General features: G+C 38.0%; 15 protein-coding genes. 12 read left to right on the forward strand and 3 right to left on the reverse strand.

Annotated elements, in window-relative coordinates; genetic code table 11:
• The first annotated feature begins 4 nt into the window (after window positions 1-4).
• Window positions 5-913: a ribokinase gene (rbsK, locus tag AADJ06_RS18620; RefSeq protein ID WP_341228000.1), complete on the forward strand. Its 909-nt coding sequence runs from the start codon at window positions 5-7 to the stop codon at window positions 911-913.
• Here rbsK and AADJ06_RS18625 read toward each other — a convergent pair.
• Window positions 910-2637, reverse strand: a complete 1728-nt coding sequence (locus AADJ06_RS18625; RefSeq protein ID WP_341228001.1) for a choice-of-anchor Q domain-containing protein — start codon at window positions 2635-2637, stop codon at window positions 910-912. The two genes, rbsK and AADJ06_RS18625, sit on opposite strands and share 4 nt — an antisense overlap.
• A 209-nt stretch (window positions 2638-2846) precedes the next feature.
• Between AADJ06_RS18625 and AADJ06_RS18630 the strand changes: the two genes are divergently transcribed.
• The 9 genes from AADJ06_RS18630 to AADJ06_RS18670 all read left to right on the forward strand — a co-directional run bounded on the left by AADJ06_RS18630 (window position 2847) and on the right by AADJ06_RS18670 (window position 10990).
• Window positions 2847-4682: an ABC transporter ATP-binding protein gene (locus AADJ06_RS18630; protein WP_341228002.1), complete on the forward strand. Its 1836-nt coding sequence runs from the start codon at window positions 2847-2849 to the stop codon at window positions 4680-4682.
• A gap of 57 nt (window positions 4683-4739) precedes the next feature.
• On the forward strand, window positions 4740-5237 hold the full coding sequence (locus AADJ06_RS18635) for an META domain-containing protein (RefSeq protein WP_341228003.1): 498 nt from the start codon (window positions 4740-4742) through the stop codon (window positions 5235-5237).
• A 132-nt stretch (window positions 5238-5369) separates the two neighbouring features.
• Window positions 5370-5897, forward strand: a complete 528-nt coding sequence (locus AADJ06_RS18640; protein WP_341228004.1) for a DUF2975 domain-containing protein — start codon at window positions 5370-5372, stop codon at window positions 5895-5897.
• A gap of 2 nt (window positions 5898-5899) precedes the next feature.
• Complete coding sequence (locus AADJ06_RS18645) at window positions 5900-6106, forward strand: helix-turn-helix transcriptional regulator (RefSeq protein ID WP_341228005.1); 207 nt, start codon at window positions 5900-5902, stop codon at window positions 6104-6106.
• Between the two features lie 42 nt (window positions 6107-6148).
• Window positions 6149-7048, forward strand: coding sequence for a sterol desaturase family protein (locus AADJ06_RS18650; protein ID WP_341228006.1), 900 nt, complete (start codon window positions 6149-6151; stop codon window positions 7046-7048).
• 119 nt (window positions 7049-7167) lie between these two features.
• Window positions 7168-7989: a DUF2911 domain-containing protein gene (locus tag AADJ06_RS18655; RefSeq protein ID WP_341228007.1), complete on the forward strand. Its 822-nt coding sequence runs from the start codon at window positions 7168-7170 to the stop codon at window positions 7987-7989.
• Between the two features lie 134 nt (window positions 7990-8123).
• Window positions 8124-9449 carry a BNR-4 repeat-containing protein gene (locus AADJ06_RS18660; RefSeq protein ID WP_341228008.1) on the forward strand — a complete coding sequence of 442 codons (1326 nt, stop codon included), beginning with the start codon at window positions 8124-8126 and terminating at the stop codon, window positions 9447-9449.
• Between the two features lie 82 nt (window positions 9450-9531).
• On the forward strand, window positions 9532-10257 hold the full coding sequence (gene cmoA / locus AADJ06_RS18665) for a carboxy-S-adenosyl-L-methionine synthase CmoA (protein ID WP_341228009.1): 726 nt from the start codon (window positions 9532-9534) through the stop codon (window positions 10255-10257).
• Between the two features lie 25 nt (window positions 10258-10282).
• Window positions 10283-10990 (forward strand): isoprenylcysteine carboxylmethyltransferase family protein, encoded by a 708-nt coding sequence (locus tag AADJ06_RS18670; RefSeq protein ID WP_341228010.1) that lies wholly within the window; start codon window positions 10283-10285, stop codon window positions 10988-10990.
• A gap of 184 nt (window positions 10991-11174) precedes the next feature.
• Here the strand turns inward: AADJ06_RS18670 and AADJ06_RS18675 are convergent, their stop codons facing one another.
• Both AADJ06_RS18675 and AADJ06_RS18680 read right to left on the reverse strand, forming a co-directional pair.
• The gene (locus AADJ06_RS18675; RefSeq protein ID WP_341228011.1) at window positions 11175-11759 is read right to left on the reverse strand and encodes a gluconate 2-dehydrogenase subunit 3 family protein; all 585 of its coding nucleotides are present in this window, start codon (window positions 11757-11759) and stop codon (window positions 11175-11177) included.
• A 4-nt stretch (window positions 11760-11763) separates the two neighbouring features.
• Window positions 11764-13470 carry a GMC family oxidoreductase gene (locus tag AADJ06_RS18680; protein WP_341228012.1) on the reverse strand — a complete coding sequence of 569 codons (1707 nt, stop codon included), beginning with the start codon at window positions 13468-13470 and terminating at the stop codon, window positions 11764-11766.
• A gap of 335 nt (window positions 13471-13805) precedes the next feature.
• Between AADJ06_RS18680 and AADJ06_RS18685 the strand changes: the two genes are divergently transcribed.
• Both AADJ06_RS18685 and AADJ06_RS18690 read left to right on the forward strand, forming a co-directional pair.
• Entirely contained in the window at window positions 13806-15335 is a 1530-nt protein-coding gene (locus AADJ06_RS18685) for a sialate O-acetylesterase (RefSeq protein ID WP_341228013.1), read from the forward strand.
• Window positions 15335-16684 carry a glycoside hydrolase family 140 protein gene (locus AADJ06_RS18690; protein ID WP_341228014.1) on the forward strand — a complete coding sequence of 450 codons (1350 nt, stop codon included), beginning with the start codon at window positions 15335-15337 and terminating at the stop codon, window positions 16682-16684. The genes AADJ06_RS18685 and AADJ06_RS18690 overlap by 1 nt, the downstream gene beginning before the upstream one ends.
• Window positions 16685-16726: the final 42 nt, after the last annotated feature.

The following is a 16726-nucleotide window of genomic DNA, read 5'->3' on the forward strand; positions in this document are numbered from 1 at the left end:
ACTAATGCAGAAACCTAGAGTTTTAGTTATAGGCAGTGCCAACACCGATATGGTGGTAAAAACTTCCAGACTCCCAAAACCTGGCGAAACGATCTTAGGAGGTGACTTTTTTCTTTTCCCTGGGGGCAAAGGAGCTAATCAAGCTGTAGCAGCTGCAAGGCTTGAAGGCGAAGTGACTTTCGTTTGTAATTTGGGAAATGACGTTTTCGGCAAGGAGTCATTAGCAGGTTTTGAAAAAGATAAAATCAACACATCTTTGATAGGCTTAGAAGACGGAAAACCTTCAGGAGTAGCCGTTATAACGGTCAACGAAAATGCTGAAAACACGATTGTAGTTGCCCCTGGGGCAAATGTAAGTTTGACGTCAGAAAAGATACTAAAAATTGAAGCCTCTTTTCAGGCTGCTGACATTATTTTGACACAGTTAGAAACTCCTATAGGAAGCACAGAGGTAATAGCCAATTTGGCAAAAAAGTATAACAAAAAGCTAGTTCTCAATCCTGCTCCTGCTAATGAACTTTCAGCAAATATTTTAAACGGTTTATTCCTAATCACACCAAATGAAACTGAAACGGAGCTCTTAACTGGTGTTTACCCAGACAGCATAGAAAAGTGCAAAGAAGCCGCAGCTATCTTCCTAAAAAAGGGGGTCGAAAACATTATTATCACATTAGGAAAACAAGGAGCATTCTACGCTTCTAAAAACGAAAACTTCCTAATCGAAAGTGAAAAAGTAAAAGCCATTGACACCACAGCCGCTGGCGATGTATTTAATGGAGCTTTGACGGTAAGTTTAGCTCAAAACAAATCATGGAAACAATCAATAGCATTTGCGAATAAAGCTGCCGCCATTTCCGTAACTAGGATGGGAGCTCAAAGTTCTGCTCCTTATCTTACTGAATTAAAGAATTAAGGGCAACCACCATTCCCTATCTCTGCCCTAAAAACCGTCGCCTCACCATTCGTGGGTGCCACCGAAAAACCAGATTTAAGTAAAATGAAGTTTCTAGCTTTAAAAATAGAATTATTGGTATTTAAAATAGGCCACTCAGTAGAAATGGAAGGCATACCAACATATTTGGGATTCATGCCATTTTCAATATTTCTCTCAATAATCAAGGGCTCCGACTCTCCAAATTCATAGGCTCCAATATCTGGGTTGCCCGCTCTATCGAATGCTCTGATATCTTCTTTGGGAGCACCAGAAAGTGTCCCTTGGTTTATGGCAGGCGAAGTGCATTTTAGTTTAAAGTTAAGATTCGCAGCATCTTCAAATTTAGGTTCTTGATTATTTATAATTCCCGTACCAGTGCTATAAATGCTATTTTCTTGAGTTATGCAATGTTCTACAGTTGGTAAACTATTATTACTATTTAAAATATCAGAACCTTGAAAATTAGCAGAACCCGATTGAAAATTACTCCAAAAGATGGAGTTATAAATTTTAGGATGAGCATAAAATTCATTGTAGATCGCTCCACCAGAATTTGCTGAATTTGAAGCAAAGGTAGCATTGAATATAGTTGGGGAATTTCTATTAAAAATCCCCCCTCCAGAATCCGCCGAATTTAAGATAAAAATAGAATTAATTATACTTTGAATGGAGGAATGCGAAAGGAATATCCCCCCCCCCTGACTATTTGCCAAATTCGAAACAAAGGTCGAATTAATTATAGTTAAGTTCGAATTTGGAGTATGATAAATCGCACCACCATTCAAATGTGCATAATTCGAATTGAAGGACGAATTAGCTATAAATCTTGAAGAGGAAGAAAAATTAAGCACGGCACCACCAACAACAGCCGAATTTGAAATAAAGGTCGAATTAACTATAGAAGTAGAATTGGAATAAGAGTTTAACATCGCACCACCACCAAAATCAGCCGAATTTGAAATAAAAGTCGAATTCATTATTACTGGAGAAGATGATGGAGAATTATACATTCCCCCTCCAGTATTATAAACAGAATTTGAAGTGAAAGTTAAATTAGTTATAGTTGGAGAAGAATACGCGTTATACATTCCTCCTCCATCATATTTATATAACCTTTTAAAGACGTAAGTAATATAACCATCTTGCAAATCATTAGCATTTCCACCACTGATAGTAAATCCATCCAAAAGAGCATCAGGTGTCAAGTCAGCAGTAATAATAACATGATAAGCGTTTTCGTCATTGCCCATAAATGATAGTTCAGCCCCACCGCCTGTGACTACGTCATTATTAGCAAAGTCCCCGCTAAGGAGGGTTAAGTTTGAAGTCCAATCTCGTTCAGAAAGGAGTGTTTCTGTTCCTGAAAAACCTCCATAGATTTTCATATTAGTATGGAGATGAAACGCGTTGTTTCTATCGAGTACTCCTGTAGAAATCGTCCCGTCTGGAGCGTCTTTAGGTAGATAAGTTCCGGCAGCTACCCAAATAGTATCATTAATAACAGAGACGTCTATAGCATCTTGTAAATCAGTATAGGCATCGAACCATGAGTTTCCGTTATTATTACCTACAGCATCCTGTTTAACATACCGTACAGTAGCCATCAAAAATGAGCTATGATACATAAAAAGAATAATCAAAAATAAAGACTTCTTAAATCTCAGTTTTGTAACTATTCCTGAATTATTGCAGTTTATCTTCATTTTAAGCCTTCTATTTTATGTAATTCCAATCCAAGATTCCCCCTAATTCAATCGCTAAAACTACCAGTTTTGATTCAAATATGAAGACTTATCAATATGAATGTAGAGTTAACATTAATTGCTCCCAATCTACTTAAATTAATATAATATTTCCTCGGTAAATATGTTTATTCCGAATTTTTAAACAAAAAAAAGGGTTTTAAATTTCTATGGCCCCTCCTGCTCTAAAAACATTAAAACCGAAAACCTTCAACTTTAAAGAAAGCTTTGAAGCTTTACGGTACGTTCCCCGATTTTTTAAGAAAGTAAGGGAAGTAAGTCCGCTACTTTTTTTCTTCAATATTCTTTCAAGACTCATTGATGCTATAACCCCAGTTTTGATGCTGTGGGTAGGTAAAATGATTATTGACGAAGTTATTTTGCAAGTAAGTCTGACAGAAAAAGACCTCAAACAGCTATGGATTCTAGTCGGTCTTGAGTTAGGACTTGCGGTACTGTCTGACCTCTTAAAAAGAGGTGTAAACCTTACCGATGCACTTTTAGGCGACCAATATTCTAATGCATCCTCTGTAGAACTTATTCAAAAAACAGCTGAGTTAAATTTAGAGCAATTAGAAGACGCTGAATTTTACGATAAACTAGAAAGAGCTAGACGCCAAACCACCAACAGGGTGGGTTTAATGTCAAATATTTTGACACAAACGCAAGATATCATTGTCATTGTTTCTTTGCTAACTGGTTTGGTAGTTTTTGAACCCTGGCTCATTGTGCTGCTTATTGTTTCCATTATTCCCACCGTTATCAACGAAATTAAATTTAGTGGCACCAGTTACTCTTTATCGCGTAGCTGGACATCTGAACGCCGCGAATTAGATTACCTCCGCTATGCGGGTGCATCAGACGTTACCGCCAAAGAAGTAAAGCTTTTTGGACTAGCGGATTACCTGGCAAATAGATTTAAAATCTTGTCTGACAAATATTACGAAGCGAACAAAAAACTAGCCGTTCAGCGAGCATCATGGGGCTCAGCTTTTAATGTTTTAGGTACAGGAGCTTATTATGGAGCTTATGTTTTAATTCTTATGAGAACCGTAGCTGGCGTGCTTACCATTGGTGATTTGACATTTCTTTCAGGCTCATTTAGCAGCCTTCGGAATAAATTACAGGGCTTTTTTACCCGTTTTACACAAATCACAGAAAGCTCTCTTTATCTTAAAGACTACTTTGAGTTTTTAGACATTCAGAATGTAGAACTTGAAAAAACCGACCATTTGCCCCTTCCTGCTGAAATCAAAACTGGTTTCGAATTTAAGAATGTAGGTTTTCACTATCCAAACTCAGAAAGATGGGTGGTAAGAGGCATCAACTTCAAATTACTAGCTAACGAAAAGCTAGCTTTTGTAGGTGAAAACGGAGCAGGAAAAACGACATTGATAAAGCTTCTTTTACGATTTTATGACCCAACCGAGGGTCAAATCCTACTAGAAGGCATTGATATCAAAAAATACGATAGAGCAGCTTATCAACAATATTTTGGTGTGATATTTCAGGACTTTGTCAAATATGAACTCACCATTAGAGAAAATGTGGCAGTTGGGAAAATTGACCAGATAGAAAACGTGAATCAATTAGAAAACGCCGCTGAAAAAAGCTTGGCAAATCAGGTGATTGATGAAATGCCTTCTGGCTTAGACCAGCAGTTGGGAAGACGTTTTAAAAACGGCAAAGACCTCTCTGGTGGACAGTGGCAAAAAATAGCATTGGCGAGAGCATACATGAAAGACGCCAAAGTATTGATTTTAGATGAGCCCACTTCAGCTCTGGATGCGAGAGCGGAGTTTGAAGCTTTTCAGCGATTCATTGGTTTGACTAAAGGAAAAACCGCCGTCATAATTTCTCACAGGTTTAGCACTGTAAGAATGGCAGACCGAATCATGGTTTTAAAAGACGGTAAAGTGCTGGAAATAGGCACGCATGAGGAGCTGATGGCTAATAAGACACTTTATGCCGAATTATTTAATTTACAGGCTGCGGGGTATCAGTAAGCTGCCTCATACAACCTTTTAGCCTCAATGAGCGTCTAAGGATAAAAATAGAATATCATGTTAAATAAAGTTGCTTTTGTTATCATAGGATTATTAATGACACAACTAGATTCTTGCGAAAAAGTGGACATAGTCATAAAAGAAGATTTGGCGGGAGAATGGGTTTTAAAGAACGTTTTCTTAAGCGATGCCATGGATTCACCTTGTGGTTGGGAGGTGGAAAAACACGAACCCTTAACACTTAAAGTAGCAAAAGACGGCGACAATTATTCTATCAGTGGAAAGTCTGCAATCAACTCTTATTTTGGTTCTTTAGAAGTTATTTCTTTTGATGAAAAAAGCCGTACAGGTAAAATACAAACAAGTCCTATAGGAAGCACTAAAATGGCGGGTCCAGAAAATTTGATGAATTGTGAAACTCGTTTTCTATCACAGTTAGATACCGCTACTGATTTTGCCTTTGATGATAATGGCGAACTAAGAATTGGAAACTTTAGGGACGAAAACAGCCACCCAAGAGATGGTGGCTATTATCTTATTTTTGAGAAGAAGTAGAATACTTCTTTCTCATAACTTTAAACTCTACCCCAATAAGGTAGAGTTTTCTATTTTACTATAATTCAATAATTTATTATTGCTTTTCGATAAACATTTTTGACATTTGTTTCTAACTAGAAACAAACTCTCATGTCAAACAAAACAAACAACGTCCTGAACGTACTTCGGATAATCTCTTGGATTGCTCTGATTGGCTATGCCATAGAAGCAGGAAGCATGTTGATTTCCTTCGCAATTAGTCTTAAAAATCCTGTAGCAGCTAGCGACTTGTATAAAGGTTTGAACCTTAGCGGAGCTCTTAATATGGGTTCGTGGAAATACTTTTCCGCATTTAGTTTAGTAGTGGCTGTACCTATTTTAAAAGCGACTGTATGGTTTAAGATTATGCAGTTATTAACCAAACTTGATGTCATCAAACCATTTCACCCAAGCATGCCAAAGAAGTTTGAAAACATAGCTTATGACCTATTCGCGATAGGTATGCTCATTTTCCTTTCAAATTCTTATAACAAATACTTAAATAAGTTTGCCGACACTCTATTACCAACGAGCCATACCGTGGAGTCTTACCTTTTTATGGCTGCATTGGTTTATGTGCTATCACAAATTTTCAAAAAAGGCATAGAGCTTCAATCCGAAAACGAACTAACCGTATAATTATGCCCATCATAGTAAACCTAGACGTCATGATGGCAAAACGGAAAATCTCGCTGCAAGATTTAGCCGAGAAGGTAGAAATAACCAATGCCAATCTGTCTATCTTGAAAACAGGAAAAGCGAAAGCTGTGCGTTTTAGCACTTTGGAAGCGATATGCCGTGTTTTAGAATGCCAACCTGGTGATATTTTAAAGTTCCAAGCAGAATAGTTTCTAACCAAAGTTCTATTTTTGATAAAGACCCTATCAAAAATGAATTTTCAAAATGCACTATTAGAACTCCAAAATGACAAATTACTGCTATTTGCCATTCCACTTTTCTTAGTCTCTGCCGCTATTGAATATGTTTTTGCGAAAGAAAAACACCCAAACCTTTATAATAGAAAAGACTTCTGGGTTTCTATTTCTATGGGTGTTTTTAGTAGCATCGTAGAGTTCCTGCCTAAGATTCTTGCTTTTATAGCTTTCCTTTTTCTACATGAATTTAGTCCACTAAAAGATATTATACAGCGTCAGTGGTGGGCATGGATACTACTTTTCTTTCTTGATGACTTTAGCTATTACTGGTTTCACAGATTAAACCATGAAGTCAGGCTTTTCTGGGCAGGGCATGTGCCTCACCACTCCTCTATTCATATGAACTTTGGTACGGCATTAAGGCAAGGTGTAGGCGAAAGAATCCATAAGTTCATCTTTTGGCTTTGGCTGCCTCTTCTGGGTTTTGACCCATTAATGATTTTCACCATGATTTCGCTTAATCTACTTTACCAATTTTTTGTCCATACCGAGCTTGTTAAAAAACTGCCAAACTGGTACGAAGCCATTTTTAATACACCCTCACACCACAGAGTGCATCACGCTTCCAATATTCGTTATTTAGACTGTAACCATGCCGGTGTTTTAATAATATGGGATAAAATATTCGGGACTTTCTCTGAAGAACTAGATATTGAAAAACCGGTTTATGGCCTTACAGTGAACATTGAAACTTATAACCCGCTTAAAGTAGCAAGTCACGAATATGCTGCTATCTGGAGTGATGTAAAAAGAGCCTCGAAACTTTCAGATAAGTTGCGTTATATTTTTAAAGCACCCGGCTGGAGTCATGATGGAGAAGATAAAAGGGCCAAAACTTTAAGAAAAAACTCATAGGAAAGACAAATAGCTAGAAAGCAAATCTTTAAAATGATTTAATATTGACCTCTGTGCAACTTGGCATTTCATTTCACTACCTTTGAATTGATTTAAAAAACTAATACAAAATTTCACAAATGAAAAAATTACTACTAGGTTTTGCTGTACTTTTCTCTTTATCTGTAACAGCTCAAGACCTTAAAACTCCAGCTCCAAGTACACACCAAACTATTACACAAGAGTTTGCCCTATCTAGCATCGAAATTGACTATTCTCGTCCTTCTATGAAAGGTCGTAATATTTTTGGTGGATTAGTTCCTTTCGATGAAAAATGGAGAACAGGTGCTAATGCCCCTACTACTTTCACTTTTGGTCAAGATGTAACCGTAGGCGGAAAAGCTGTTAAAGCTGGTAAATATTCTGTAATCACGGCACCAGGTAGATCTTCTTGGGAAGTGATGCTTTGTAAAGATGGCACTAGTGTTTACAACTTCAAAGAGGAGAATGTAGTCACTACCTTTACTGCAAACTCTATCAATCTTCCGTTTGATGTTGAAACCTTCACTATCATGGTAAGTAATGTTAAAGATAACTCAGCTGATATTGATATTCTATGGGCTAATAAAATGGCAACTATTTCTGTAAGTGCTGATATTGACTCTGAAATCATGAGCCAAATAGATAAGGTAATGAACAACGATAACAAACCTTATTATGCTGCAGCAAGTTATTACTTCGAAAACGGTAAAGATGACAACAAGGCACTTGAATGGGCTAAAAAAGCAGCTGATGCTCAGCCAGAAGCTTACTGGGTAAGACATCTATTAGCAAAAGCTAATGCTAAAGTAGGTAACAAAACAGCTGCCATTGCTGCTGCTAAAGCTTCTATGGACTTAGCCCAAAAAGCTGGTAATATGGACTATGTAAGACTTAATGAGGCTTTGATTAAAGGTCTTTAGGAAGTAAAATCCCCTAACATTGAAACGTGGAGTCAAACGGCTCTGCGTTTTTTTATGCCCTAATATGGCCTGTCGTTTAATTATTCTAAAACATATTGGTAGTTTAAGGCTTTCAATTCAACCTTATTCACTAAATGAAAACTATTTCACTCTCTGGTTTATTCGTATTTCTTATTTCATTAAGCCTATCGGCTCAAAAAGCTTCTTCTTATCAAACCTTTAGTTCAGACGGTGCATGGTGCTGGTTTTCTGACCCAAGAGCAGTTCAAATTAATGATAAAATATATGCTGGCTGGGTAGCTACCGATGGTAGTATCATGGTGGCGAGTCATAATCAAAACACAGGTGAAACTAAGGAAGTCAATATATCTCCGCAGTTTAATAAAGACGACCACGCTAACCCGTCTTTTTTAGTACTTCCTGATAAACGATTGATGGTATTTTTCTCGGCACATTCTACTTTAGGAAGAGGAGAAAAAGAACCTGCCATAACCTATGCCACCACCACAAACCCAGAAGATATAAGCTCATGGGAGCCTCAAAAAAGATTAACAAAAAATGCCGAGGGGCCCATGAAGTTTTGTTATTCCAATCCTGTAATGCTCTCGGAAGAAAATAACAGAATATATCTGTTTTGGCGGGGAGGAGACTGGAAACCAACTTTTGCCTATACTGACAATTTTGGCAAAAAATGGTCTGACCCTCAATCACTTATAAAATCGTTTTCTGACAATGGGAAAAGACCTTATGTCAAAATCTCTAGCAATGGAAAAGACGAAATTAACTTTGCTTTTACAGACGGTCACCCAAGAAACGAGCCGCTAAATAGCATTTACTATCTAAAATATAAAGCTGGCAAATTTCACAAAGCAGACGGCACCGTGGTAGGCTCTATGGAATCTCTGCCTATTAGGCATGGAGACTGTGATGTGGTTTTTAGTTCTACCAAAGAATTTGAAAAAAGTCACAACGGTACTAGAGCTTGGATTTGGGACATTGCAGAAGATGAAAAGGGTTTTCCTGTGATGGTATACACCAGACTTCCTGAAGAATCTAAACATCAATATTTCTACGCCAAATGGGATGGTTCAAAATGGCAGAATTCTAAAATATCGGAGGCGGGTACTTGGTTTCCGAGATATGAAAAGACCAAAGCCATGCGAGAGCCTGAGCCTCATTACTCCGGTGGAATATACCTAGATCATGAAAATACAGATGTGGTGTATTACTCAAAACCAGTAGGAGATGTCTTTGAGATTTTCAAAGCCCAAACCATTGATTCAGGGAAAACTTGGGAAGAAACTGCCATCACCTTAAACTCAGAAAAAGACAATGTAAGACCTTATGCTATAAGAGGTGCTGGCTCAGATGCCAAAAATCAAATTCTATGGATGCAGAATAAGAGATACTCTCAGTACACTGATTACAATACTAGCATTAAAATAGACAGTCAGAAATAGTAAGCACCCACTCCTAAGAGGATTTTATAAAATTATATAAGCAATTAGCCCTATTTTTGGGCTTTAATCAATACAAAAAAATATGTCCGGTCAAGACAAAGTTTTTGAAAAACCCTTAAAAGCTCACGATTTTAAGTTCGGAGCTAATGTAGTTTCCGTTTTTGATGATATGGTAACCCGTTCGGTTCCCTTCTACCTTGAAATGCAACGCATGATTACTGAAATTGTTCAGGATTTTGCGGTAGAAGGTACTAATGTTTATGATTTAGGCTGTTCTACAGGAACTACCTTAAATAACCTAGACAAGGTTTTACCAGAGGATATCACTTTTGTGGGTATTGATGACAGTCACGAAATGTTAGAAAAGTGTGATGCCAACTTTAAAGAGCAAGGCATGACGCGTGAATATAAATTAGAGTGGCAAGACATGAACCAATCTGTAAAGATTGAGAATGCTTCTGTGGTAGTTTTATGTTTGACCTTACAGTTTATCCGTCCGCTGTACAGAGAGCGATTAGTTAAAGAGATTTATGACAGCATGAATCCTAATAGCTGCCTAATTTTGGTAGAGAAAGTTTTAGGAGAAGACTCGCTCTTTAACAGACAGTTTATCAAACATTACTACGACTTCAAACGCAGAAATAATTATAACGAAATGGAGATTTCTCAAAAAAGAGAGGCTCTTGAAAATGTTCTTATTCCTTACAAACTGAATGAGAATATTGAGTTGTTAAAGAAAACGGGTTTTGAATATGTAGAGACCTTTTTCAAATGGTATAACTTCTGTGGCATGGTAGCCGTAAAATAATCTAAACATCATTATTAAGATTTTCATGGTCAAGATTGGTAACGTACTTTATCATAATAGAAACTGGCTCTTTCCAATAGTCTATCTGTTTCTTTTCATTCCCTTTACACAGGTTTTTGAACATCCAAATACAGCCATGCTTATTGGCTTTATAGTAGCCATTATTGGTCAGGCTACGCGTATTGCTACCATTGGTTTGGTTTATATTATTCGTGGTGGAAAAAACAGACGAGTTTACGCAGAAGACTTAGTTACAACTGGGATTTTTGCACACTGTAGAAACCCTCTTTATGTAGGAAATATTTTAATGCTTGCAGGTTTGGGAATTGCTTCTAATTCACTGCTTTTTATGGCAGTAATTATTCCAGCTTTCTTGTTTATATATCAAGCCATAGTGAGAGCCGAAGAAGATTTCCTTTCTAATAAATTTGGTAAGGGTTTTGACGAATACACTAAAGACGTAAATAGATGGCTACCTAGCTTAAAAGGCCTAGGAGCTACATTAAGCAGCATGGACTTTAAATGGAATAGAGTTGTTATAAAAGAATATAACACTACATTTATCTGGCTTTTAGGTGGTTTAGGGGTATTGTATATGCACTTCTACAGAAACCCAGACTTGTACGATTTAGCAGGCAATAAAAACTTTTTCATTGCGGCATTTGTGGCTATTGTGGCATTCTACTTCACTGCTCGTTATTTGAAAAAAGCTAAGATTATCGTTAGCGATTAATCATTGAATACATCATTAGAAAACAAAAGCCTTCATGTGGGGCTTTTGTTGTTTTCAAGCATTGCATTTATTAGAGGTATGTCGAGCCTTGGATTTATGCAAATTGAAAATATCTCTTATGCATATTGAAAATATTTTAAAACGAAAGCGTCGAAATGAGGCTTTCGTTTTTTTTATTTACACCCTATAAACTATAAGTATTCCCGACCTCGCTCAAAGGAATACACCCTTGATATGGCCCAGGAACGGGGTCATAGGTTAATACATTTAGGCCGATTTCTTCCGAAGAAAAATAGCCCCAAAGAGCAGTTGACTTTAGGCTTCTATAGAAACCAACAGGCTCTTGTTTTCCAGCTGCCGTTCCCCAGATAGAGCCATTGAATTTAGGCGAGCTAGCTTCCTCCATTTTCAGAAAAGCCACTTTATTCTCTTGACTTAAATCTGCAAACCTGTCACCAAATTCGGCTTCACATTTCTCATCAAACTTGTCCATGCCTTTGTCCATTTCTTTCTGGCCCGCTTCCCCATTAAGTTTACCATAAACCAAATCAATAAACATATCAACTTTCATTTCTAAGGCTCCAGGTGTTTCTGTTTTAGGCAACAGCGTGTCTACCAGCGATGAAATCAATTCTGCATGTTTTACACTTAAAAACTGAGGCTGCCAGTTTAACCTTGACTGCTCTTTACACGACTGTAATAAAGATGGAAATAAAGCGGTAGATATACCAAAAAGGGCTGTTTGTTTTAATGCTTCTCTTCTTTGCATAGTATTAAAGATTTTTCTTTTTAAGTTCAGATACGGCGTGATTAGCGGCCCTAGCTGTAAGAGCCATATAGGTTAAAGAAGGGTTGACACAAGACGATGAAGTCATACAAGCACCATCCGTAACAAAAACATTCTTGGCAGCATGAACTTGATTGGTAGCGTTCAAGACTGAAGTTTTAGGGTCTTTACCCATTCTCGCTGTTCCCATTTCATGAATTCCGTAACCCATACCATGCTCGTTATCAAAACCAACAATGTCTTTCAAACCAGCTTTTTCTAACATCTCCACAGCGTCTATTTGAATCTGTCTATTTATGGCCAATTCGTTTTCTTTAAACTCTGCGTCAATCACCAGCGTTGGTCTTCCCCATTTATCTAATTTTTCTTTATCCAGTGTCACCTTATTTTCATGATATGGGAGGCATTCTGCAAAACCCGTTATGAAGAATTCCCAGTCACCAGGTTTGGTCAAAGCATCTTTAAACTCAGCACCAAAAGCTTCTTGGTTTGCTCCCGCACCCCAGTTTGCTCTTCCGGCTCCGCCTTGATAACCGTAACCTCTAACAAACTTATCTGTGGTAGATTCTGCATCAATGTTTCTATACCTTGGAATATAGATACCGTTTGGTCTACGACCTTTGTAATATTTATCTTCATGACCATCAAATTTCCCCATGGCACCTACCCTGTAAGTGTGGTCCATCAGGTTATGACCTAATTCACCACTATCATTTCCTAATCCATTTTCAAAGCGGTTAGAAGTCGAATTCAAAAGAATTTGTGTAGAAGCAATGGTAGAGGCATTACAGAATATAATTTTCGCAAAATAATCAATAGACTCTTTTGTTTCTGAGTCAATCACTCTCACACCCACAGCCTTACCTTTTTCTTCATCATAAATGATAGACTCGGCTAAAGAAAATGGCCTGATGGTCAAATTACCGGTAGCATTAGCCGCAGGTAAGGTAACTGCATTACTGCTAAAATAAGCTCCATAAGGGCATCCCCTATCACATCGGTTTCTAGATTGACACTGACCTCGACCGTTAAGTGGTTCTGTCAAATGTGCTACTCTACCTATAATCATGTTTCTGCCAGGAAACTCTTTTTCAATTCTGGCTTTAACGTCTTTCTCTACACAGTTAAGCTCCATTGGGGGTAAAAAATGGCTATCTGGTAGCTGTGGCAAACCTATGGCTTCACCAGATATCCCAGCAAATTTCTCCACATGGGTGTACCAAGGAGCAATGTCTTTATACCTAATTGGCCAGTCTACGCCATGACCATCTTTTGCATTTGCTTCAAAATCTAAATCCGACCAGCGGTAACATTGTTTCCCCCAAAGCAATGAACGCCCACCCATTTGATTAGCACGCATCCATAAAAAGGGCTTTTCTTCTTTGTAAGGGTTTTCGTCGTCTTTGGCATAGAAATGCATATTATTCTCCCCTATAAAACCAGACCGTGCCACTATTTGGCGGTCAGCCATTTCTTCTGCCGTGGCTGCACCTCTTAGGTCTAAATCCCATGGGTCATTATTCATGGTGGGGTAGTCAATAACATGTTCCACTAGCCTTCCTCTTTCTAGCACTAAAGTCTTAAGTCCATTTTCGCAAAGCTCCTTGGCAGCCCAGCCACCACTAATTCCAGAACCAATGACTATGGCGTCATAGGTCATATCTTTCTTTGCGTCTATATTAAAATTAGCCATTAATTATTTCGATAGGTTTGAAAGCACAATTTAAGAAAAGAATTGAAGCTAGTTCTTGATAATGCCTCTTTCTCAACCGTTAAAATCAAATCATCACTTTTAGCGTTTAACTAATTACTATGAAAACTTATGACCTGCAAATCATTGGGCTGAACCTTTAAACTTGAGTTTAAAGCTCTTGAGGTAATTTTATTAATCCCTTTTTTGACAGGCAACATAGGGTAATATCTATGTTTTAGCCTATTCATTATTAATACCATGCGTTTTATATAGTATATTGGTCAGCCAGAGTGAAACATTTTTTCACTCCATTCAACCCTACATAAAATAATACGATGAGACTTATTCCCTTATTACTTACTCTACTTTTTGCCTTTCAGGCAAACGCACAAATCAAGTTGCCTTCTATTTTTGGTGACCACATGGTTTTACAACAAAAGCACAATAACCCAGTTTGGGGTTGGGCAGAGCCAAACGAAAAAATAACTGTTGCTATAAATGGTCAAAGCCATTCTACCTTTGCTGATGACAAAGGGCACTGGCGTATAGTTTTAAGACCTATCCCTGTTGGCGGCCCTTACAAAATGCATATTGAAGGCAGTTCCTCTAGTTTCTTTTTTGACGACATTCTAGTAGGAGAAGTTTGGATTTGCTCCGGACAGTCAAATATGGCTTGGCCTGTAAACAGAACTAATAGTGCAGAGTTAGCCATTGCCACTTCTAATTACCCAAATATTCGATTAATCTCCGTACCGCAAGTTGGAACAGATGTAGTTCAAGATGACTTTTATGGCTCTTGGGAGGCAGCTTCACCTGAAACTGTGCCTAACTTTTCTGCTATTGGCTACTTTTTTGGACAGCGACTGCATCATGCTTTAGATGTGCCTATTGGCTTAATTGATAATGCTTGGGGTGGTTCTGCTGCCGAAGCATGGGTAAACAGAGATGTGATAGAAGCTGATAAAAACTATGCTGAACTTATGACTTCTTGGAAAAAACTGGAACAGTCTTATAATTATGATGATGAATTAAAAAAATGGAAGAAGTCTGTTGAAGAATGGGAAGCCAATAAAGAAGAGAAAGGCATGCCAAGAAGACCTGGGAATCAAATGACAGGAAATCACCGCCCTGCCAACATTTATAATGGCGTACTACACCCAACTATTGGATATGGAATGAAAGGTGTTATTTGGTATCAAGGAGAGTCTAATGCTGGCCGCTCTTATCAGTACCGTGATTTATTCCCATTTATGATTCAAAACTGGCGTAACGAGTGGAAACAAGGCGACTTCCCTTTCTACTATGTGCAGCTAGCAGATTTCATGGCAGAAACCGAGCAACCAGAAGAAAGTGGCTGGGCTGAGCTAAGAGAAGCTCAAACAATGACCAAAGACAAACTTAAAAACGTAGGTGAGGCAGTTATCATTGATCTTGGAGAAGGCAGAGATATTCATCCAAGAAATAAACAAACAGTGGCGGACAGGCTAGTAAGAATTGCTCTTGCGAGAGATTACAATAAGGATATTGTTTATGAAGGGCCTCGTTATAAATCAATGGAAGTAAAAGGAGATAAAATCGTTCTGACGTTTGACCATGTAGGCCAAGGACTCTACTCCTTTGATACTAGAGAACCACAAGGTTTTGCTATAGCTGGGTCAGATAAAAAGTTCGTTTGGGCGGATGCCGAAATCATTTCTAGTAATCAAATGGAAATATCAGGTAAAGGAATCTCGACGCCAGTAGCGGTACGATATGCATGGGCAAACAACCCTGTTTGTAATATGTATAATCGTGATGGTCTGCCTATGACTCCTTTCCGAACTGATACTTGGGAAGGTGTAACCTTTGGAAAAGAAGAAAGATAATGAAAGTCCTGTTTAGCCTGATCCTTATCGTTTTTGTTACTATTGCTGGTTTTAGTCAAAACCTTAAAATTAGTAATGATGGAAAATACCTATCCACAGAAAAGGGCGAACCTTTCCTTTGGATGGGAGATACCGCTTGGGAGTTACTGCATCGTTTAAATCGTGAAGAAACCGACCTCTATTTAAATACTAGACTTGCCCAAGGTTTTAATGTTATTCAAACCGTAGTTTTGGCTGAACTTGACGGACTAAACACACCTAATGCCTACGGCGAAAAACCATTGATTGACAATAATCCTGAATTAATCAACGAAGCCTACTTTGAGCATGTAGATTATGTAATGGAAAAAGCTCAAAAGCTAGGCTTACAGGTAGCATTGCTGCCAACTTGGGGAGATAAATTCAATTTAAAATGGGGAGATGGTCCAGTAGTTTTTAATTCAAAAAATGCAGAAACCTTTGGGCACATATTAGCTAAGAGATACCTAAAATATGATAACATCATTTGGGTTTTAGGTGGTGACAGAATCCCAGAAGAGGCTGTTCATTTTGACATAGTTAGAGCCATGGCAAGAGGTATCAGAAGTGTAGACACCAAACACTTAATAAGCTATCACCCTTCAGGTACCAAGATAGCCAGTGATTATTTTGATGATAAATGGCTAGATATAGACATGTACCAAAGTGGCCATAGCCGAATTTCAAAAGAATATGAATTTATAAAAAAGGTAGATGCTAAAAGACCCTTCATTAATGGTGAGGCTAGGTATGAGAATATAGGCGACCGTTTTTGGGACAAAAGTCAAACGGGCTGGCTAGACGATGCCGACGCCAGAATAGGTGGCTACTGGAGTATGCTATCTGGTACCGCTGGTTATACCTATGGCTGTAACGATGTCTGGCAAATGTATGCTATAGATAAAGAACCTATGATTAAAGCCAGAACTGGTTGGAGTCAAGCTTTGCAACTTCCTGGTGCAAATCAAATGAAATATTTGAAAGCACTTTTTGAAAGTTTCCCATGGCAACAAATGAGTAATAATCAGGCATTAATTAGTTCTGAAAACCCAGAAGACGAGTCTTATATTGTGGCATCTATTGGCCATAAAAAAGACTTCATAATAGCTTATACCCCTACGGGAAGGTCAATCCAATTAGATTTTTCAAAGATGAAAGCGAAAGAGGTTAAGTCTTTTTGGTACAACCCTAGAAGCGGAAAGTCTAAAAGTGCTGGAACTTTCAAAACTACCGAAAATCCAGTTTTTGAACCTTGGTCAAATGGTTGGGGAAGTGATTTTGTTTTGGTCGTGATGGATGCCAATTCTGAATATCAAATGCCGAGGTTTTAGGAATCATTATCCATGAAAATCAAAAGTCTATCTTTCGTTTTT

This window comes from uncultured Arcticibacterium sp. (genome assembly GCF_964021845.1).
Lineage (GTDB): Bacteria > Bacteroidota > Bacteroidia > Cytophagales > Spirosomataceae > Arcticibacterium.